This window comes from Sinorhizobium terangae, from assembly GCF_009601505.1.
GTDB classification, from domain to species: Bacteria; Pseudomonadota; Alphaproteobacteria; order Rhizobiales; family Rhizobiaceae; genus Sinorhizobium; species Sinorhizobium terangae.
In genome coordinates, this window is record NZ_WITC01000055.1 from 40,289 (window position 1) to 58,120 (window position 17,832).

The window sequence follows — 17,832 nt, forward strand, 5'->3', positions numbered from 1 at the left end:
CCCAAGAAGACAGGAGAAAAGTCAGTGAACGGAGATCTTCGCTCTCTTATAGACATGGCAGAAGCCGCGCACGATGAACGTATTATCAAAAGCGGTCTGAAAAGCTTCGCGATCTCTTTTGGATTTGAGCGTTTCGCTTATCTGCAAACTGACGGCGTTAGACTCCGTACATTCAACTCATATCCCGTGAAATGGCAGGATATTTACCTCGGCAGCCGATATTCCCTTGTCGACCCAGCTGTGACGGAAGCCAAGCGTCGTATGGAAACAATTTCTTGGACGGCTGATGACTGGCGAGCGCGTGGAACCTCGGAATTCAAGCGCTTTCGAGAGCAAGCGATCGCACACGGCATTCGCAGCGGCGTGACGATCCCGGTCAAAGGGAGCTACGGCTCCGTGATGATGCTCACGTTTGCATCATCGGAGAAGAAGGCTGATATCTCAAGGTTCGAGGATCGGCAAAAAGCAATACAGGCGGTCCTGGCAATCCACTACCGCCTGAAGATCATAGCCGCTGCGACGATTGTGGCCCCGAGACGACTCCTCTCGCCCAGAGAAGCGATGTGCCTCATGTGGGCGGCAAAGGGCAAAAAAGTCGGGGAAACCGCAGACGTAACGGGAATCAATCCAAGAACGGTGCAACATTACCTCGACAGCGCGCGTCGAAAGCTCGATGCGGCAACCGTTCCGCAACTTGTCGCGATCGCCAAAGATCACGGTTTGGTTTGACCTGACTCATCGCCTACCGGAACATCAGGGATATAGCCAAGCGCGTCTATGATCTGCGAAAGCACTTCCTGCTGAGCTTCGGATTTCTTCTGGCGCTCCAGATACTCGTCTTGCAAGCTCTTGAGCACGGCAGTGGAGACTGACCGGTCGTCGTTCGCGCGTGTCCACTCCTCATAAACAGCTTGATCGGCGGCGAGAAGACGACGGTGTTCGAGAATCGCGGAGATCGCCAAGGCCTCCAGTTCTGATTTTTGCATCGAGTTGTAGAGGGTTCCTTTCTCTTCTCTTTCGTCGCTCGTCTCGCACGGGACGACATCGTTCATCCGTTGCTCCTCTCGAACTTCATTCTCTGGGTCGCCGAAACCTTGCCTTCGTGCGCAATCTCATCTCGCCGTATGCCGTTCAGGCGAAGAGAAGCTCAAACCCAAACGGGACTCTTCTTGTTCGGCTACACGTAGGTATTCTGTTACCACAACGCTTGTAGAAGATACTCCGTGGTCGGATACTCATCAAGCCGCTGTTCTCTCGAACATGGAGATTCGAGAGGTATTTGCACGAAACCTGCGAGCAGCCCGGCAAGCCAAAGGCCTGTCGCAGGAGGAGCTTGCTCATCGTGCGGATATTGATCGCACATACATCAGCTCGCTGGAGCGCAGTATCTACAATGCAAGCATTGAAGTCGTGGACCGGTTGGCGACAGTCTTGGGCGTGGAAGCGTCAGAATTGCTGAAGCGGTCGCAAGACGAACATGTTAAATCGACCATCGAGCTAGACGAGTAGAGAAGATATTAAAGGTCGCGACCTTCCGAATGTGGATAAGCGCAACTCGTGGGTCTGCGTCGGAAGCGGACGTCAGGACGTGCAAGCCCATTCAGGATTTAGCCAACAGTCGTTAGGCGGCCTGGAGCGCCGGCGGCGCAACCTGACCCATTCCGCTCTATGAGCTGGCGCAAGCTCTCGGCGTGAGCCTCGCCGAGCTTTTAAGTCTCGCTGATGAAGGTAGGAGGTAATTTTCTGACAGTGCACCGGCCCTACACTAGATCCGGGCTGACGGCTTTTGAACGTCCTCGACGCTCTTTGGAATAAGATGGTCCGCAAAATGGAAGCGGTGCTGCTCGCAGTTTCTCTCCGAAACGCGTCGCACGGTCATGGTCGTGCAAGACTGATCCTGACAAAACGATCGCCAACGGCTGCAACTGCGCCATCCCCAGCACGGTTTCCACGCGTCTTATCAGACGCGCAAAGTTGCTGTAGCACTTTGAAATGCCGGATGTCCTGTCCTTGAATCGAACACAATTTAAGGAGACCTGCAGTAGCGTCCCAAGGCTGCGGCGCGGCTATTGTGCAGGCGATATGCGCTTCGCGCAGCCATCTACCTTCGCGATTCCGAACATTGATGGACACGTTCGGAAGCACAACATCCCGTCACCGCGAGCACATCCGCTTGCGATCGTTCGAAAGGGAATAAGAATGGAAAGGCGTGACTTCCTCCGGGGCTTGGCTCTGCTTGCCGCTTGCCCGCTCTGCGTCAAGACGGCCTACGCGGCCGAAGGTGTGCACTGGAGCTACGAGGGCCAAGAGGGTCCTGAGCATTGGGGTTCTTTGAGTAAGGAGAACAGTGCCTGTTCGGCCGGCTCGCAGCAATCGCCGATCGATATTACCGGAGCGATCAAGGCCGATATCCCGGACCTCGCGACCGACTGGAGGAGCGGCGGCACGATGCTCAACAATGGGCATACGATCGAGGTGAAGGCCGCCAGCGGGACGCTCAAGCGCGGCGACAAGACATACGATCTCGTGCAATACCATTTCCACGCGCCGAGCGAACATTTGGTCGACGGCAAGAACTTCCAGATGGAGGTGCATTTCGTCCATAAGCACGCCGAAACCGGCGCACTTGGCGTCGTCGGTGTCTTCATGGTGCCCGGCGCGGCCAACTCGACGTTCGCGAGTCTCGCGGAAAGGTTCCCGCAAAAGGCCGGCGAGGAGATTGCCCTCAACGGCGTTGATCCGACGGGTCTGCTGCCCGCCTCGCTCAAATATTGGGCCTATGAGGGATCGCTCACCACCCCGCCCTGCAGCGAGATTGTCGACTGGATGGTGGCGATGGACCCGATCGAGGTCGATCCCGCGGACATCAAGAGGTTCACCGCGCTCCACTCGATGAATGCGCGCCCGGCCGTTTCCGGCAACCGCCGCTACATTTTGAGCTCCATTTAATTAACTCTTCGGCGGCTGTCAGTTGTCGTGACGGCCGCCGGCTCACTTTGGCAAGGCGCTGCCCTGTCAAATCGGCTTGCACAAGAGCCTTTTCGCGGCAATGCCTGCCTAAGGACGCCTTCGCTGCAAAAGGCTTCAAGGACAAGGCCATATCGGTATGGATCGCTCCACCAACGACGAGGGCAACGAAGTTATCCTCAAAGAAGAGGACGGTGCGGAATTCCCTTTCAGAAACCTAGGCGCCCTTCGGACAGTCAGGTTCCGCCAATTCTAGACAGGTCGATCCGCATCTCCGCCGCCGCGACACCGAGTTCCCCGCGGTCGTCTAGCTGCGATGCCTTCGGGTCGCTATCTCTGCCGGTGTCTTCCTCAAGGCTCGAAGGCGTAGCACCGAATATCTCCACCGTTCCTCCGGGATCCTCTGCCTGAAACACGCCCGCACCTTCGAACTCACCCGTTTTCCATGCGTAGACGGCGTCCTCGAATATCTGAGCGAAGACGCCTTCACTCTTGGGATTGCCGTACCACTTGGCAACGATCCTTAGAACCTTGGCAAACATGGAGGTTCCCTTGGGGAAGGGTTTCGCAGGCATCGACGAGATTCGGCTGAAGGTCCGCTGCGTTCTTTACGCAGAAGCCCGCCGGAAACTGTGTCAGCCCGACACGAACCACCGCCTGACCGGCATATTGCTTCACGATCGCCATCGCTTCGTTGGCCGAAGTCGCCTTCGACACAAGAATCAATCGGCCACCCGATTTGACGGAAACGGCCACGGGGTCCGTCGAGCCGACAGCCGCGCCGAGCTGCTCGACAATGGCGGGCTTGAGAGAAGGATCGGCGCATTTTTCGATTAGGGCAGCCTCCAACATGACGTCTCCTCGGGTTTCACGTGTTGAAGGAAAGAACAAGTGGTCTTGCAAAGAGCTTCGCCCATGCGACGGCAATCGCGCGCTGGATTGCGACGATGGATGTCCCCTTGGTCCACCATCCGTTTCCGACTGCTAAAATCAGGTCTGGGTCGTGGAGCATCGATTGCAGTACCGGCCAGACGACGAGCTGCTCATAGCAAATGAGGGGCGCGACCTGGCGATCGCCCACAGTCGCAACTGGATTGGCAAAGAAGTTAGCTCGGGCACTGCCGCTTGTCCCCAGCCACAACCGCCACGGCTGCCACATTGAGCCCGGGACAGGCATTCTCTCGCGATATAGAAGCCTGCCGCCGTCAGCGGAGAGCAAGACGAGCACATTGTCATATGCCTCCGCATCGATTGTGGCCGCACCAGCGACGACGGAAATTTCGGTTCCCTGCAGAGCCTCGACCCAGAGGCGTTCGACAGTCGGTGTCAAGAAGCCCAGGCTGCTTTCGGGCAAGACGACACTCGAAATGCGTTCAGATCCGATGTTCTTCACCGTGGCAATCAGATCACGATGACGCTGAATACTGGCGTCACGGCCCAGCGAAGCCCCCACTTCGAGATCGACGCCCTGCCAGCCCTCGGGTAGTTTCGGATCGGTCCAGTTTGCGGCGGACCAAAACCAAAAGCCTAAGAAGGCGAGTGCGACAGCCGGCCACATGCGGGTTATGAGGCCCATGAGGCCGGCCGTCGCCGCAACCAGTCCCCACCATCCCCATCCGGGAAACAGGACACCCGCCGCCGTTATAGGATGTGCCCAGCCGGTGATGCCGAAGGGTGGAAGCGCCGTAAGGGCGGCCGCCAGGAGATAGCGAAACTGGCGAACGCCGGAGCGTTTCGTCCAAAGCACCGCATGCACCGTGACGAAGCTCACTGAGGCGCACAGCCATAGAGCCAAGCCCGGCCAGAGATCGGTCGCGTAAAAGGCCGCTACCCCCTGCGGCAGACCGCGCGATGCCATGAGGAAGTATCCCGCCGAGACAAGCGCCGCCACGGATCTGGTTCGCGCCCGTGACCAGAGGACCGGGAAGACAAGCGCGACCGGAAGAAGCACGACATGACCATTCCATCCGATCGCTCCGGCACCAATCGAAGCGATGACCAGAAGTGCCGGCCGGAAGTGATCACGGCGCATAGGTCAACACCTCTCGCGCCAAGCCGAGAATTCCCGCAGCCGGGACAGGACCGAAATAGCGGGAGTCGTAGGAGCCCGAGAACGGCGAGTGCAGGAAGACGTAATCTGCCGCGACTGTCCCGCCTGGGAACCGCACCATTGGCCGTCCCTGTCCGTCTCGCTGTGCCACGCTGGAGGAGGGAACCGAACGGCCGTCCACGTTGATGCTGGCGCCCACTTCGACCCGCTGTCCTGCAACGGCGACAACCGTCTTGATGAGCGGCGCGACGCCGCCCGCGCACAGGCCGGGGCGCAAATAACCGCGTGTTCGCGCCTGACGCATCGTCGCGGTTAGAGGAGGGCAAATGAAGACGAGGTCGCCAACGGCGGCCGGGCGATCAAGTCTGACGATACGCCAGAGACCAAGCGGTTCGCTCGGCGTGAGATTGACCCGATAGTCGCCGAACCAGACGACCGAGATCGCCCCGAGAAGCGCTGCAGTGATTGTCGCCAAGACAAGAAGCAGCGGCTTACCTGATCGCCTCATCGGCGCAGTCTCAATGAGAGGAACGGTCATTTCAGCGACAGCTCCTGGCTCTTGGTCTGCCGCAGCGTCTCAGCCTGCTGCAGGGCTTCGGTTGTTCGCTCATGGGCACTGAGTTGCTGCACCGAACGCATCGTGTTCCATGCCGACTGGACCTCTGCCTTCTGACCGGGGCTCATGCCCGCGGTGATCGTCTTGAAGGTCCCGCTATTCGTATCCTTGGCGGCCAGGGGCAGGAAGGTGCGCTCGCCGAAACGCTCCGCGACCGCTTTGGCAAATCCCTCCAGTTCTGCCTTTACCATTTTGTCGGCGAGAGCGAATTCGAGCGCCGAAGGAAGATCGTTGCGATCAATGGCGTCACGCACTCGCTCCAGCGTCTGGCGCGCACTTGGAGACAGCACCGGGATATCGATCGAGACCTTGCGGCGGACCGCCAGCTCGTCCGCCCGATAGCGTTGTTCTGCGCGGTTGCGTTGGGTCAAGTAGTCGCCGAGACTTTGGGCCAGAGCAGGAATATTGCGTTCCGCGCGTTCTCGGTCCTGCTTGTCGGCGCGGCCCGCGAGCAAGCCGGTTTTCCCCTTGAGCGCACCAAAACTTTCCGGCTGGCTGGCGATCTTCGCGAGCGTCGACTTGGCTGCGTTCTCATCCTTCAGCATGGCGTAGACATTGACGGACTTGAAGGCGGCTTCCGGCTGCGCATAGACGAGATGGAAGCGCGCCGAGACGTCTTGCCATTGCTTCTTCAAGCCGGGATCGGCTTCGAGCTTGTCGGCGACTGCGTGCTCGAGCGATTTCGGGAACGTGGAAATACCGGCAACCATCGGCCTGGTCTCCTTGATGTTTTGTGACTTGGTTGTTTTTGCACCGACGGCGAGGCCCAGCCGCGCGCCGACGGCAACGAGACGGTGGGCCAGATCGGCCAATCTCTGTTTCTGCCGGATCGAACATTCGAGCCGGTCACGGGCGATCGTACGGGCAACGTTGACGAGGTGCAGGCCGCGCGCTTCGGCAAAACGCAGCGCCTGGCGATAGAAGGTGGCCTTCTCGTAATCGAGCGTCGTTTCCTTCGAATTCTTCCGCGACAGGATCGGTATCAAGCCGCCCGCCTTGGCGAAGGATCGGGCGCCGTAATAGACACCGAGATCCTCGCGATGACGGGTCATCCCCACATAGGTCAGATGCCGATCGAGGGAGAGCGAGGCGAGCACCTTCACCCGGTCGACAGTGGCCCCCTGGCTCTTGTGGATCGTGGTCGCATAGCCATGATCGAGATTGTTGTAGAAGCGTTGCTCGACCCTGACCCGGCGGCGATGCTCGCCTTCGCCGATCTCCGCGACGATGCGGTTTTGAGCGGCTTCGACGACCTTGCCGAGCATGCCGTTCTTGACGCCAAGCGAGCCTTCATTCTTGAGGAAAACAATCTGGTCGCCCGGCGCGAAGCGGCGGTTTCCATCCTCCGTCCGGAAAGCAAAATCCTCGCCAAGGATTCCACGCTCGACGAGCTTGGCGCGCGCCATCTCGTTGAGCATGCGCACATCACGCCTGAGATGGGCCAGAATCAATGTCGTCTTAGTGGGATCGTAGTCCCGGTCCCAATCGGCGATGAGGTTTTCGACAGCTTGAGCTTTGAGATCGGAGCCCATCATCCTGCCATTGGCGCGGTACGCTTCGATGGCCTTGCAGACATTGCCGCGGGCGAGGTCGAGCGAGGCATCGCGCATCCACTGCTCGCGCTGACGATAGATTGTTTCGAGTTCGGCATAGCCGATGCGATCGGCAATGGCGCGGAAGGCGGCCCCCGCTTCGATCGGCTGAAGCTGTTCTGGATCGCCGACCAGGACAAGCTTGGCGCCGGCCTTCGTCACTGCTTCGACCAGGTGTGCCATCTGCCGCGACGACACCATGCCGGCTTCATCAAGAACGAAGACAGTCTTTGCGTCGAGCTGGCTTCGGCCTCCGTTCCAGCGAAGCTCCCAGGACGAAAGCGTGCGGGAGACTATGCCTGCTTCCTTCTCCAAACCTTCGGCTGCTTTGCCGGCAAGCGCGCCGCCAACGACACGATAGCCGGCAGCTTCCCACGCCTCGCGCGCCGCCTTCATCATCGTCGTCTTGCCCGCACCGGCGCGGCCGATGACGGCGGCGATCCGCTCGGCACCCGCGACATGCTCGATGGCCGCCTTCTGCTCCTCCGACAGGCGTGAATGGCGCGCGACTGTCGCCTGCAGCACCGCTTCCCGGACGCCATGCGAGGATTGTCGTGAGAGCCAGATAGCACGGCTCGCCATCTCCGCTTCCAGCCGAATTAGCTCTCGCGTCGTGTATTTTGTCGGCACCCGGATGCCGGTCACAAACGCGATCCGCTCGCGTTGGAGACGGAGCGTCTCGGGGCTCTGCAGGATACGTGCCATCAGACTCTGGAACAAAGCGGGGTCGTCGATATAGCGATGCAGGATCTTCGCCACGTCGCGTTCGTCGAAGACGCTCTTCTCGCGCGTGATCAGGTAGAGAACGATCTCCGGCCGGCGCTGAATGCGCCGGGCATTTTCGGCCCGCCGTTCCTCCTGTAGGTCCAGGCGCTCGAGCGAAAGTGGTTGCTCATCGGCCGCTGATTTCCGCTCGATCGCCTTGGTGCCGACTCCGAGGTGAATGGTCGGCTTAAGCTCGATACCCTGCTTTTCGAAGGAACGACCATCGATGCGAATGTCGAGACCGGCAAGCGCCAGATGCCGGTTCTGGCAGGCAAACCAGCCGTCGCGAAGCGCGTTGAAGTCGTCGAGGCTTCCGGCCCATAGGTCGTAGACGATCTTGCCGGCATCGTTGCGGATTGGATTGCCATCCGGTCCAAGGACAGCGACCTTTTTGGCGCCGAAGCCAGCCTCGGTGAGGGGTCGCAACGTCGTCATCAGGTGGACGTGGGGGTTGCCCGGTGCATCGTGATAGACCCAGTCCGCGACCATTGCCTTGGCGGTCACATGCCGTTCGACGAAGTCTCGGACCATCACGATGTTCTGCTCGACCGTCAGTTCGGTCGGCAGCGCGATCGTGACGTCCTTGGCGAGCTGGGCGTCGGCGCGCTTCTCAAAATCCTCGACCTTGTTCCAGAAGGCTTCGGACGCACCGGAGACCGAGCGATCGGCGATCATCGACCGCAACCATTCCGGTGAATCGGCGGGAATGACGAACTCCTCGTGAAGCAGGCCTTGCTTGCGGGTGTAGTCGATCGTTCGGGCTTCCCGCTCATACTCCATCTTCGCGCAGTGGCGATAGGCCGCGGACAGCACGGCACTGCGGCCGGAGCCGCGGGCGACGACGCTGACGGAAAAATGAGGAACGGCCACGACGCACTGAGCTCCCGATAGCGAACAGATCAACGGGTTCGTCGGGAGCGGCGGCCCCGCCAGGGCTCTCTCGAGCCAAGACGTCGCGACAGCGACGTATAATTGCGCCCTTGGAAGCCGCTCCTTCGGAACGGCCGGGATCATTCACCAAAGCATCGCCCTTGGCGATTGTAGGATTCACAGTAGTGCGTTCCGCACTCCGTTCCGAAAGACTGCCCTCGAAAGACAAGCTTTCTCAGCCAGGGAGACGAACGGAATGAAGAAACCTTCCTCGAAAATTCGCGACGAAATCGCCAGACTCCAGGAGCAGCTCAAGATCGCGGAAACGCGAGAAGCCGAGCGGATCGGCCGAATTGCTCTCAAGGCAGGCCTTGGCGAAATCGAGATCGAGGAAGCCGAGCTTCAGGCGGCCTTCGAGAGTCTGGCGACACGCTTTCGCGGAGGGCAGGGCCTTACGACCGGAGGGAAGAAGGGTAATGGAGACTCCAGCGCCGGCGCATCGATCGCGGCGGTCACGTCTGGCGCGGCTCAGGGCAGCAGTGGCGAGGCTTGAGCGGATGGCGAGGAGGACGACATCCGACGCCCGCAGACAAGACACGCGGGAGAAGATCGAACTTGGCGGCCTGATCGTGAAGGCGGGTTTGCGATATGAGAAACGCGCGCTCCTGCTCGGGGCGCTGGTCGAACTCAGCCACCGACTGAAGTCCGACGAAGGCGAGCGGGCGCGGTTGATCGCTCTCGGCGCGGAGGCCTTCGGCAATGACGGCGAATAAGCTTGCTCTCGTCGCTGTCCCCGTCGCGCTCATGATGCTGGCCGTCATCGGCCTGACCGGGATCGAACAGTCGCTATCGAACTTCGGTAAGACGGAAGCCGTGAGGCTGACGCTGGGCCGCCTCGGCATCGCCGCGCCCTATGTCACCGCCGCGGCGATCGGTGTGATCTTCCTGTTCGCGAGCGCCGGCTCCGCGAACATCAAATTCGCTGGCTGGGGCGCCTTGGCCGGAGCCGCGGCAACAATTCTGACCGCGGCGACACGCGAGGCGGCACGTCTTGCCGCGTTCGCCGGGCAGGTGCCAGCGGGCAAGTCCATTGCGTCGTACCTCGACCCTGCAATGATGATCAGTGGGGCGGCGGCGCTGATGGCGGGATGTTTCGCGCTGCGCGTCGCGCTCATCGGTAACGCCGCCTTTGCACGCGCCGAGCCGAAACGCATCCGCGGGCCAAGGGCCCTGCATGGCGACGCCGATTGGATGAAGATGCCGGAAGCGGCAAAGCTCTTTCCCGATACCGGCGGCATCGTCATTGGCGAGCGTTATCGTGTCGACAGGGACAGCATAGCCGCGCAGTCGTTTCGCGCCGATGATCCCGAAACCTGGGGCGCCGGCGGCAAGTCGCCGCTCCTTTGCTTCGACGGGTCGTTCGGATCCTCCCACGGGATCGTGTTCGCGGGCTCGGGCGGCTTCAAGACGACATCGGTGACGATCCCCACAGCGCTTAAGTGGGGCGGGGCGCTTGTCGTACTCGACCCTTCCAACGAAGTGGCGCCGATGATTTACAAACATCGCAAAGACGCCGCCCGCTTCATCCGCATTCTCGATCCGAAGGAGCCAGAAACAGGGTTCAACGCGCTCGACTGGATTGGCCGCTTCGGCGGAACCAAGGAGGAAGACATCGCCTCCGTCGCCTCGTGGATCATGAGCGACAGCGGCGGTCCGCGCGGCGTGCGCGACGACTTCTTCCGTGCATCGGCGCTGCAGTTATTGACCGCGCTGATCGCCGATGTCTGCCTTTCCGGCCATACGGACCAAGAGAACCAGACGTTGCGGCAAGTTCGGTCCAATCTCTCCGAGCCGGAACCGAAGCTGCGTGAGCGGCTGCAATCGATCTACGACATTTCGAACTCGGACTTCGTGAAGGAAAACGTCGCCGCCTTCGTCAACATGACGCCGGAAACCTTCTCCGGCGTTTACGCCAATGCGGTCAAGGAAACGCACTGGCTGTCATACACCAATTATGCCGCACTCGTGTCGGGTTCGACCTTTTCGACCGACGCGCTGGCGAACGGCAAGACCGATGTCTTCATCAACATCGACCTGAAGACATTGGAGACGCATTCCGGTCTGGCGCGTGTGATCATCGGCTCGTTCCTCAACGCGATCTACAATCGCGACGGCGCGGTGAACGGCAGGGCGCTCTTCCTTCTCGATGAGGTTGCACGCCTCGGCTACATGCGCATTCTGGAGACCGCCCGCGATGCCGGTCGCAAGTACGGGATCACGCTCACGATGATCTACCAGTCGATCGGCCAGATGCGAGAAACCTATGGCGGCCGCGATGCCGCGAGCAAGTGGTTCGAGAGCGCGAGCTGGATTTCGTTTGCCGCGATCAACGATCCTGAGACGGCCGACTACATCTCGAAGCGTTGCGGCATGACCACGGTCGAAATCGACCAGGTCAGCCGCAGTTTTCAATCCAAGGGGTCGTCGCGGACGCGGTCGAAGCAATTGGCGGCGCGACCGCTGATCCAGGCTCATGAGGTGCTGCGGATGCGCGCCGATGAACAGATCGTGTTCACGGCCGGCAACGCGCCGCTTCGATGCGGTCGCGCAATCTGGTTCCGGCGCGACGACATGAAGGCTTGCGTCGGAACGAACAGGCTTCACCCTAGCGGAAAGACGTCTGAAGCCCGCCTGATCCGGCCGGCGCGCAGTGCAACGAGCAAGGCGGATCCAGAATTATGAAGAGTATCGGAGAAATCAGCGTGAGCGACGCCCAACGGGCGGGATTTCGGGAATTCTCGTCGTGCGAGGGCGGGAAACAGCGCAGCCGCAGGAGCCTCATTGTGGCCCGAAGGGAAGGCGGGACCGACTGCGCCCCGCACCTCGCACACTGCTTTATCGGCCGTACCAGGTCGTCGGTAAACCCGGACGAAACTATGGCCGTCGTACCGTTCGACGAAATGCATGGAGACTAAATTGGCGCAAAACAGCGTGACGCCATTCCGGAGACCCCGGAAGGCCGGCGGCGGCCGCCGGCAAGAAATACGTGCTAAGCGGAAGAGACCTCGTGTCGCTTATCCTCTTCGTCGCGGAAGACCAATCGCGATCGTGGGGCTCGCGATCATTGCCGTCGCTGGATTCCTCTCAGCTTACGGCACAAGCAACCTCACGAGTCTCCTGGCTTTCGCCAACCCCTCGACAGCGGATTCACTGTCAGCTTCGTTTTCGATCTGCGGCGATAGCCGTCACATCAACTGTGTCGTCGATGGCGATACGTTCTGGTTCGAAGGCGAGAAAATCCGCATTGCCGATATCGACACACCTGAGTTGAGCCCGCCGCGATGCGAGGCAGAACGGCGAAAAGGGGAGGCGGCGAAGGCGCGCCTACTGGCCCTGCTTAACGCGGGGACGTTCTCGCTTTCGACCGGCGTCCGAGACGAGGACAAATATGGGCGCAAGCTCCGTACGGTGACCCGCGCGGGACGCTCGCTCGGCAGCACACTTATCCATGAAGGCCTTGCAAGGTCCTGGGACGGTGAGAGACACGGATGGTGTGATTGACGTTCGCGAGAGGATCGTTACCGAATGGCCGAAACCGTTTCGCGGGTTCGGGGAGCGGGAGCGAGTAGAGCCGTGCGCCGAAGGCGCCTCGCCCGAGCTTTTCGCGACCTGTCCGATATCATCACCGATCTGAATCGATCCATGCCGACCGATTCATAAGTGTTGTTGGACGCGATTATCGTGATCAGCGATCCTGATCTCATGATCTCTCAACCCTATCGACTCTATGTGGAACGCTCCGATGCCTCGAGGAACATGGCACGCTATTATGCCATGTCGATCGAACCAAACCTTTTCGGTGATGTCTGCCTGTTTCGTAAGTGGGGCCGCATTGGAACCAGAGGACAGATGACGGTTCATCATTTCAGGCGGGAAGAGGAAGCGGTCCGGCTGTTTCTCGATCTGCTGCGACAGAAACGAAAACGCGGATATCGGCCGCGTGCGTCCATGCCGAGATGAAAAAGGCCCGCCGAAGCGGGCCTCGAAAAACCTCATCGGCGCTGGTTCCAGCCGGTCTCGAAGGACACCTCGATCTCGACGAAAAACGGGACCTTGATGGCGAGCTTCAGGCCGAGCTTTCCCTTGCGGAAGAAGTAACTGATCACTTTGCCAAGGACGCGGAGCCGGCGGCCGGTGGCGGCCAGGAATTGAGCGAGCTGTTGCATGATGGATCTCCTTTCGAATTGCGGTCATCGCAGGGATAGGCTGCTGACCGGAAAGGAGGGACGCACCGGGACGGCCGCAGCAGAGCGGAGGACTTGGCGACGCCTGAATTTTGTCCCGCGAGGAGCCGCAGCGCGGCGGGGAAAATTCCGGCGGCGGCAGGTTGCGTCGTGACGACCGGGTTGCAACATCCCGTACGCAGCTGACAGCAGGGTCGAAAGGAGAGGCGCAGCTGATCGCTATCGCTGCGCTCAGCGCCAGAAGGCGTTCTCGCCCCTAAACTACCGTGATCCCGGTTTCCCGGTCCGAGCCAGCGGGGAGCGTCGGTCGGGTGGCCGATCGATCCGGTTGGACGGGGTCCCGGACGTAGCGAGAAGCCTCCGTCAGAACGGAGGCTCGGCGCTGAGGCGGCCGTCCAGCTCGGCCAAGATCACCTCGCGTTCGGCCTGGGCGAGTACAAGTTCGCCCTCGATCTGTCGACGCTCGTCCATGTCGACGGCGTTCCACAGCTCGGCGCGCAGTTCTTCGATGTGCTGTTCTATGGTCATCGGCGTCATCTCCTGATGTTTGAGAAAGATGACGCCCGCGGATGTGAGGAGAGGGCGGGGTCAAGGAGCGCGGCACGCGACCGCACCGCGGCGGGTGGGGGAGCCGAAATGCGCAAGCATTTTGGGGGGAACCGCTCGTCCTTGAGACTGCCCTCTCACCACGACAAGATGGCTCGATCTGAGCAGACCCCTACCTCTCGCTTCGCAGCAGAAAGCCGGAAACCGGCTCGATGCCTGTTTCCGGCTTCGAAGACGAGGAGTTGGCCCCGCCTTGGCGGGGCCAGTGGATCCTTAGTCCCGGTTCGGGCGGGACCAGATGAGCTGGAAGCCGTCTTCGCCTTCGACTTCCGTCAGCGTCGCGTAGATCGGAGCCGGGAAGCTCGGGTCGTCGAGCTTGACCGAGAGATAGTCGCGGTCGCTCTCGTTGGAGCGCTTCTGCCAGGCGGCGCCCAGTTCGACGGCACCCGCGTAGATGCGGAAGTGCGGGCCCTTGTCGGAGGGATTTTCGATGCGGGCGATGCGAGCCTTTACGTTGAGGGCGAGGGTGCGGATCGAGCCGGTGAAGCCGTTTTCGGTGGAGGTGAAGGTGCCGATGGTAGCCATTGTCATGTTCCTTTCGTTGTTTCGGGCCGCGCCCTTCGCGGCCTCGATGGCTGTCACAAAGACCGGGGACGATCGGACCGCACCGATAGGCCGGAATGAAATGGAGGGCGGCCGGGAGGAATTTTGTTGCTCCGCGAGGAATGGCGGCGCAGCCGCCAGGGGAAGAAAGTTCCGAGGGCCGTTGCGGGAAGACGATCGAGGCGAAGCCGCTCTCCGGTCAGACATGCCTCATCGAGCCCGCAGAACGAGCGCCGGCAACAATGAGGAGAAGGAACATGGCGATGGGTACCTGCACGCCGTTCGAGCGCGATTGTGCAAACGGCTCACAGGCGAAACTGCGCAGGATGCCAGATGTGCTGCCGCGGACACTTCGATGTCGAACTCCCTAGACGCCAGTTGCTTTGATCCATACGCGGGATATCGTTGCAGCGCGATTCGTTCTGCCCAAGAGGATCCATGCGCAAACAGACAAAGCCGTTCACTGTCGAAATCAAGCCGTCGCGCAAGCCGAAACCGGGTCCACAGAAAATGTCGATCTGGGGCAAGTTGGACCTGAGAACGGATGAAGATCTGCAGGTGAAGACCGAACCGGTGGTGGAGCCGGCCACCGCCGTTGGCGGCGACCAGTCCTGATTATCTGTGCGCGGGAGCGGCACTACCTTTTTCAAGCCGCCTGCCGGTTCTGGCTCTCCGTCGGCTGAAGATCGTGAAGATAGGCGACGGCACGCTGGGCATGCGCCGCGGCGTGGAAGATCGCTCGCTTGTCGCCCGATAGAACGGTGAGCCAGGATTGAAGGTAAGACGCGTGATCCGGCCTCGGCTCGAGCTCTGGCGCAATGCAGAGATCGGCGCAGAGGAAGCAGCTGCCAAGCTCGGCAATGAGTTCCTCGCGGGCACGTTCGCTTCTATCCCTGGAATAGCGGGAAAGCTCCCGGCCGACACGGCCGGCCGGCGCCGTCCAATGTGTGGCCTCATGACTGAGCGTCGCATAATAGCTCGCCGCGTCCTTAAAACTCTCGAACGGTGGCATCTGAATCAAGTCGGTACCTGGCGCGAAGAAGGCCTGGTTTCCGCCATGGCGGATTACCGCGCCGGTGTTTCGGAAGAAGCGGTCCACATGCGCAATGCGCTCGACCGGGTCGAGGACGGGATCCGGGCGATGATTATAATGGTCGGGCAAGCCATCGATCTGCTCGACGTTGAAGACGGTGTACGCCTTGAGGAACGGGATTTCCCGCTCGATCTCACCGCCATTACCGTCCGCTTCGGATTTGGTGAAGCGGCTCGCGAAGACGACCGTCGCGCCGGTCTCGCCCTTGCGGACGGACGATCCCATTTCGCGCGCCTGCTTGAATGTCATCCACATCGGCGAGGAATAGCCACGCGCCATGCCCTCCGACCAAAGCAACAGCACGTTCATGCCAGAGTAGGGCTGGCCGTTGTGGCGCAGCGGCCGGGTGATACGGCCGTTCATATTTGCCGCGTTCCATGGTTTCATCCAGGGCCGAACGCCATTCGTCAGGTCCTCGATGATCTTGTCAGTGATCCGTGTGTAGATGTCGGCGCGCTGGCCTTCGTCCTTCCTGCTCATGTTCAAACCTCCATTTCCAGGAGGTCGCGCCGATCGCGACCCCGTCACGGCGGTCCAAAGGCGGAGCGGAAAGGGGGGAGGGCACCTTGAGGCCGGAACGGAGGTGGAGGACGGCGAAGCCGTTGCCCGAACGCTTCGCTCCGCCAGCACCTAAGGCCGGACGGGGTAGCGGCGGGCCGATCTCGGCGTAACCGCTTCAGCAGGTTCAAGGAATGGTTTCGAGGTCGGTCGACCTAAACTCGTCCGCCGTGGCAAGGATCGGCACGCCATGGAATTTGGCGCAGGCATAATGCAGGCAATCGCCGAGGTTCAGGCCATGGCGGCCGGTGCGATAGCGATGCCCGGCGACAAGGGCGAGCCGCGTCGTCTCGGAGGCCGGCGGAAGATCGCGAACCTCGATTTCCTGCGCTTCGAGGAATTCCATCACGATCGTTTCGACCGAGGCAACCGGAAGATTGAACTTGTCGGGCCCTGCAAGGCCGAGGACGGTCTCGAGAATAGCGACCGGGGATGTGAAGGGATGTCTGGCAGAAGCAACAGCGTCCGAGACGCGCGCCGCTTCCGGTTCATCGGAGAGAAGCGCGATGATCGCACAGGCATCGATGAACATCAGGCCTCATCCCACATCTCGTCGAAGGCTTCACGGGGAAGAGGCTTGCGGGCATTGTCGCTCAAGGCAATTCCATGCGCTTTCCGCAAACGTGCCGCAGTCTGCAATGGCGTCTCCGCGCGATTGCGACGCTCGATCGCCTCCCGCATGGCGATGACGATGGCGTCGGTGATGCCGACGCCCGCCATTTGGGCGAACTCGCGCGTCAGCGCATCCGCTTCCGGATTGTTGACGTTTATCGGCATGCATCATCTCCATGTAGATAATTCTCGAAAATAATGTAGATCATCGTGCGACCTTTTCCAAGGCCGTCGGCACGCTTGCTTCTCGTCAGGGAATAAGGCGGGGCCGGAGCCCCGCCGGAAAGCGCTCAGTCGAAGGCCGACATCTGTGCCTCGGCTGCTTTGCGATCGAGGGACTGACCTGGGTTGTCGACGGGTCGATCGAAGGACTTCCAGGTCTCGCCGACGATGTGCTTGTATGCTGCAACGGCGCCCTCCGCGGCCATCCTGAGCGCGTGTGCCTGCACGCCCATGTCGGCGGCAAACTCCCGCTTGCGCTGGGCAGCACTATCGTAGCCGACGGGGCCGTCGAGGTCCTCGTCGCGGCTGTCGTTTGCTGCCTTTGCCGTGGCGTCCCGCGCCTCGGTGACCGCGCGGCTGTAGAACTGTCCCGCACCGTGTGCGGAGCCGACGAAGGCGCCGACGATCCGCTGCAGGTGGATCTGCATGGCTTTCTCACCGAGACCGTCGCTCAGAGCATCGGCCGTCTCGCAGATGAGGCGCTCATGGAGATCGCGGATTCCGTCGCTGTCGACGATCGTGATTCCGAAGCTTTCGGCGATCTTCAGCGCCTGGGCGCTGTCTGGGCATGAGAGCCGGACCATTTCGAGGGTGGCGCCCTTGCGAAGCTGAACGACGCGGGCGGATTGACGAGAGGGTGTTGCGGGCTTTGCCATCGGTTCTTCCTTTCCAACTTCGAAGCGGCTCCGGCCCCGTGCCGGCTTTCCCTTCGGTGCGGTCGCCCCGAACCGGCGGAAGACGGACGCATCAAGGTCCGGACACGCCAGGCCGAGCGGAGCCGGTTTGAGTGCGAGCAGGGCATCCTGCCCTCGCGATAGCCAAGCGAACCTGCTCTGCGAGGGACGGCGAGTGTCGGCCGCACTGCGGCGCGATAGCGGCCTTGAAGCGAACGGCCACCGGTTCAGACCGCAGCAAAACCGAAGGACAACCGGCATGAGGGCGGCCTACGGAAAGTGCCGAAAGGAAGCTCTCGGCCGGCTCCCGCACCGCCACTGGCACCGGTCCAGCCGATGTTGCGTCGGCGCCACATCCGAGATAGAGGCTCTCCCCGGCTGTTCCACTGGTGCAGTCAGCACGACCGAGGGGTCACAGCG

The 17,832-nt window shown here is 61.0% G+C and carries 20 protein-coding genes and 1 pseudogene; 9 read left to right on the forward strand and 12 right to left on the reverse strand.

Annotation, left to right across the window (positions count from 1 at the left end):
* Nucleotides 1-24: 24 nt before the first annotated feature.
* Entirely contained in the window at nucleotides 25-729 is a 705-nt protein-coding gene (locus GHK62_RS13825) for an autoinducer binding domain-containing protein (RefSeq protein ID WP_184109024.1), read from the forward strand.
* Here GHK62_RS13825 and GHK62_RS13830 read toward each other — a convergent pair.
* A complete protein-coding gene (locus GHK62_RS13830; RefSeq protein ID WP_153439747.1) occupies nucleotides 714-1,052 on the reverse strand; it encodes a transcriptional repressor TraM in 339 nt (112 codons plus the stop codon). The two genes, GHK62_RS13825 and GHK62_RS13830, sit on opposite strands and share 16 nt — an antisense overlap.
* 208 nt (nucleotides 1,053-1,260) lie before the next feature.
* Between GHK62_RS13830 and GHK62_RS13835 the strand changes: the two genes are divergently transcribed.
* Together GHK62_RS13835 and GHK62_RS13840 are read left to right on the forward strand one after the other, a co-directional pair.
* Entirely contained in the window at nucleotides 1,261-1,509 is a 249-nt protein-coding gene (locus tag GHK62_RS13835; protein ID WP_153439748.1) for a helix-turn-helix domain-containing protein, read from the forward strand.
* A gap of 690 nt (nucleotides 1,510-2,199) precedes the next feature.
* Nucleotides 2,200-2,949: a carbonic anhydrase gene (locus GHK62_RS13840; RefSeq protein WP_153439749.1), complete on the forward strand. Its 750-nt coding sequence runs from the start codon at nucleotides 2,200-2,202 to the stop codon at nucleotides 2,947-2,949.
* Nucleotides 2,950-3,203: 254 nt separating this feature from the next.
* Here the strand turns inward: GHK62_RS13840 and GHK62_RS13845 are convergent.
* The 4 genes and pseudogenes from GHK62_RS13845 to traA all read right to left on the reverse strand — a co-directional run bounded on the left by GHK62_RS13845 (nucleotide 3,204) and on the right by traA (nucleotide 8,860).
* Nucleotides 3,204-3,819, reverse strand: a pseudogene (locus GHK62_RS13845) (TraH family protein).
* Between the two features lie 16 nt (nucleotides 3,820-3,835).
* Complete coding sequence (locus GHK62_RS13850; RefSeq protein ID WP_153439750.1) at nucleotides 3,836-4,999, reverse strand: conjugal transfer protein TraB; 1,164 nt, start codon at nucleotides 4,997-4,999, stop codon at nucleotides 3,836-3,838.
* Nucleotides 4,989-5,555 (reverse strand): conjugative transfer signal peptidase TraF, encoded by a 567-nt coding sequence (gene traF / locus GHK62_RS13855; protein WP_153439751.1) that lies wholly within the window; start codon nucleotides 5,553-5,555, stop codon nucleotides 4,989-4,991. The genes GHK62_RS13850 and traF overlap by 11 nt, the downstream gene beginning before the upstream one ends.
* Nucleotides 5,552-8,860 (reverse strand): Ti-type conjugative transfer relaxase TraA, encoded by a 3,309-nt coding sequence (gene traA, locus GHK62_RS13860; protein ID WP_184109018.1) that lies wholly within the window; start codon nucleotides 8,858-8,860, stop codon nucleotides 5,552-5,554. The genes traF and traA overlap by 4 nt, the downstream gene beginning before the upstream one ends.
* Nucleotides 8,861-9,116: 256 nt before the next feature.
* On the opposite strand from traA, the gene traC reads away from it, so the two are divergent.
* From traC to GHK62_RS13885, 5 genes are all read left to right on the forward strand, one after another.
* The gene (gene traC / locus GHK62_RS13865; RefSeq protein WP_153439753.1) at nucleotides 9,117-9,413 is read left to right on the forward strand and encodes a conjugal transfer protein TraC; all 297 of its coding nucleotides are present in this window, start codon (nucleotides 9,117-9,119) and stop codon (nucleotides 9,411-9,413) included.
* Between the two features lie 4 nt (nucleotides 9,414-9,417).
* The gene (gene traD / locus GHK62_RS13870; RefSeq protein WP_153439754.1) at nucleotides 9,418-9,633 is read left to right on the forward strand and encodes a type IV conjugative transfer system coupling protein TraD; all 216 of its coding nucleotides are present in this window, start codon (nucleotides 9,418-9,420) and stop codon (nucleotides 9,631-9,633) included.
* The gene (gene traG, locus GHK62_RS13875) at nucleotides 9,620-11,602 is read left to right on the forward strand and encodes a Ti-type conjugative transfer system protein TraG (protein ID WP_153439755.1); all 1,983 of its coding nucleotides are present in this window, start codon (nucleotides 9,620-9,622) and stop codon (nucleotides 11,600-11,602) included. The genes traD and traG overlap by 14 nt, the downstream gene beginning before the upstream one ends.
* A 435-nt stretch (nucleotides 11,603-12,037) precedes the next feature.
* The gene (locus GHK62_RS13880; protein ID WP_193571416.1) at nucleotides 12,038-12,421 is read left to right on the forward strand and encodes a thermonuclease family protein; all 384 of its coding nucleotides are present in this window, start codon (nucleotides 12,038-12,040) and stop codon (nucleotides 12,419-12,421) included.
* A 201-nt stretch (nucleotides 12,422-12,622) separates the two neighbouring features.
* Complete coding sequence (locus GHK62_RS13885; protein ID WP_153439769.1) at nucleotides 12,623-12,880, forward strand: WGR domain-containing protein; 258 nt, start codon at nucleotides 12,623-12,625, stop codon at nucleotides 12,878-12,880.
* A gap of 32 nt (nucleotides 12,881-12,912) precedes the next feature.
* Here the strand turns inward: GHK62_RS13885 and GHK62_RS33555 are convergent, their stop codons facing one another.
* From GHK62_RS33555 to GHK62_RS13890, 3 genes are all read right to left on the reverse strand, one after another.
* Nucleotides 12,913-13,086 (reverse strand): hypothetical protein, encoded by a 174-nt coding sequence (locus GHK62_RS33555; RefSeq protein ID WP_167528241.1) that lies wholly within the window; start codon nucleotides 13,084-13,086, stop codon nucleotides 12,913-12,915.
* A 381-nt stretch (nucleotides 13,087-13,467) separates the two neighbouring features.
* On the reverse strand, nucleotides 13,468-13,632 hold the full coding sequence (locus GHK62_RS33560) for a hypothetical protein (RefSeq protein ID WP_167528242.1): 165 nt from the start codon (nucleotides 13,630-13,632) through the stop codon (nucleotides 13,468-13,470).
* A gap of 291 nt (nucleotides 13,633-13,923) precedes the next feature.
* Nucleotides 13,924-14,235, reverse strand: a complete 312-nt coding sequence (locus tag GHK62_RS13890; RefSeq protein ID WP_167528243.1) for a DUF736 domain-containing protein — start codon at nucleotides 14,233-14,235, stop codon at nucleotides 13,924-13,926.
* A 456-nt stretch (nucleotides 14,236-14,691) separates the two neighbouring features.
* On the opposite strand from GHK62_RS13890, the gene GHK62_RS33565 reads away from it, so the two are divergent.
* Nucleotides 14,692-14,868, forward strand: coding sequence for a hypothetical protein (locus GHK62_RS33565; protein ID WP_167528244.1), 177 nt, complete (start codon nucleotides 14,692-14,694; stop codon nucleotides 14,866-14,868).
* A gap of 31 nt (nucleotides 14,869-14,899) precedes the next feature.
* Here the strand turns inward: GHK62_RS33565 and GHK62_RS13895 are convergent, their stop codons facing one another.
* The 4 genes from GHK62_RS13895 to GHK62_RS13910 all read right to left on the reverse strand — a co-directional run bounded on the left by GHK62_RS13895 (nucleotide 14,900) and on the right by GHK62_RS13910 (nucleotide 17,394).
* Nucleotides 14,900-15,826, reverse strand: coding sequence for an ArdC family protein (locus GHK62_RS13895; protein ID WP_184109020.1), 927 nt, complete (start codon nucleotides 15,824-15,826; stop codon nucleotides 14,900-14,902).
* A gap of 205 nt (nucleotides 15,827-16,031) precedes the next feature.
* The gene (locus tag GHK62_RS13900) at nucleotides 16,032-16,436 is read right to left on the reverse strand and encodes a type II toxin-antitoxin system VapC family toxin (protein ID WP_153439758.1); all 405 of its coding nucleotides are present in this window, start codon (nucleotides 16,434-16,436) and stop codon (nucleotides 16,032-16,034) included.
* Entirely contained in the window at nucleotides 16,436-16,681 is a 246-nt protein-coding gene (locus GHK62_RS13905) for a type II toxin-antitoxin system VapB family antitoxin (protein ID WP_153439759.1), read from the reverse strand. The genes GHK62_RS13900 and GHK62_RS13905 overlap by 1 nt, the downstream gene beginning before the upstream one ends.
* Before the next feature lie 125 nt (nucleotides 16,682-16,806).
* Nucleotides 16,807-17,394 (reverse strand): hypothetical protein, encoded by a 588-nt coding sequence (locus GHK62_RS13910; protein WP_153439760.1) that lies wholly within the window; start codon nucleotides 17,392-17,394, stop codon nucleotides 16,807-16,809.
* Nucleotides 17,395-17,832: the final 438 nt, after the last annotated feature.

Coding starts and splice junctions, on each gene's coding strand:
- GHK62_RS13830 (WP_153439747.1), bottom strand. CDS start 1,052: ATGAACGATGTCGTCCCGTGCGAGACGAGCGACGAAAGAGAAGAGAAA.
- GHK62_RS13835 (WP_153439748.1), top strand. CDS start 1,261: ATGGAGATTCGAGAGGTATTTGCACGAAACCTGCGAGCAGCCCGGCAA.
- GHK62_RS13840 (WP_153439749.1), top strand. CDS start 2,200: ATGGAAAGGCGTGACTTCCTCCGGGGCTTGGCTCTGCTTGCCGCTTGC.
- GHK62_RS13850 (WP_153439750.1), bottom strand. CDS start 4,999: ATGCGCCGTGATCACTTCCGGCCGGCACTTCTGGTCATCGCTTCGATT.
- traF (WP_153439751.1), bottom strand. CDS start 5,555: ATGACCGTTCCTCTCATTGAGACTGCGCCGATGAGGCGATCAGGTAAG.
- traC (WP_153439753.1), top strand. CDS start 9,117: ATGAAGAAACCTTCCTCGAAAATTCGCGACGAAATCGCCAGACTCCAG.
- traD (WP_153439754.1), top strand. CDS start 9,418: ATGGCGAGGAGGACGACATCCGACGCCCGCAGACAAGACACGCGGGAG.
- traG (WP_153439755.1), top strand. CDS start 9,620: ATGACGGCGAATAAGCTTGCTCTCGTCGCTGTCCCCGTCGCGCTCATG.
- GHK62_RS13885 (WP_153439769.1), top strand. CDS start 12,623: ATGATCTCTCAACCCTATCGACTCTATGTGGAACGCTCCGATGCCTCG.
- GHK62_RS33555 (WP_167528241.1), bottom strand. CDS start 13,086: ATGCAACAGCTCGCTCAATTCCTGGCCGCCACCGGCCGCCGGCTCCGC.
- GHK62_RS33560 (WP_167528242.1), bottom strand. CDS start 13,632: ATGACCATAGAACAGCACATCGAAGAACTGCGCGCCGAGCTGTGGAAC.
- GHK62_RS13890 (WP_167528243.1), bottom strand. CDS start 14,235: ATGGCTACCATCGGCACCTTCACCTCCACCGAAAACGGCTTCACCGGC.
- GHK62_RS33565 (WP_167528244.1), top strand. CDS start 14,692: ATGCGCAAACAGACAAAGCCGTTCACTGTCGAAATCAAGCCGTCGCGC.
- GHK62_RS13895 (WP_184109020.1), bottom strand. CDS start 15,826: ATGAGCAGGAAGGACGAAGGCCAGCGCGCCGACATCTACACACGGATC.
- GHK62_RS13900 (WP_153439758.1), bottom strand. CDS start 16,436: ATGTTCATCGATGCCTGTGCGATCATCGCGCTTCTCTCCGATGAACCG.
- GHK62_RS13905 (WP_153439759.1), bottom strand. CDS start 16,681: ATGCCGATAAACGTCAACAATCCGGAAGCGGATGCGCTGACGCGCGAG.
- GHK62_RS13910 (WP_153439760.1), bottom strand. CDS start 17,394: ATGGCAAAGCCCGCAACACCCTCTCGTCAATCCGCCCGCGTCGTTCAG.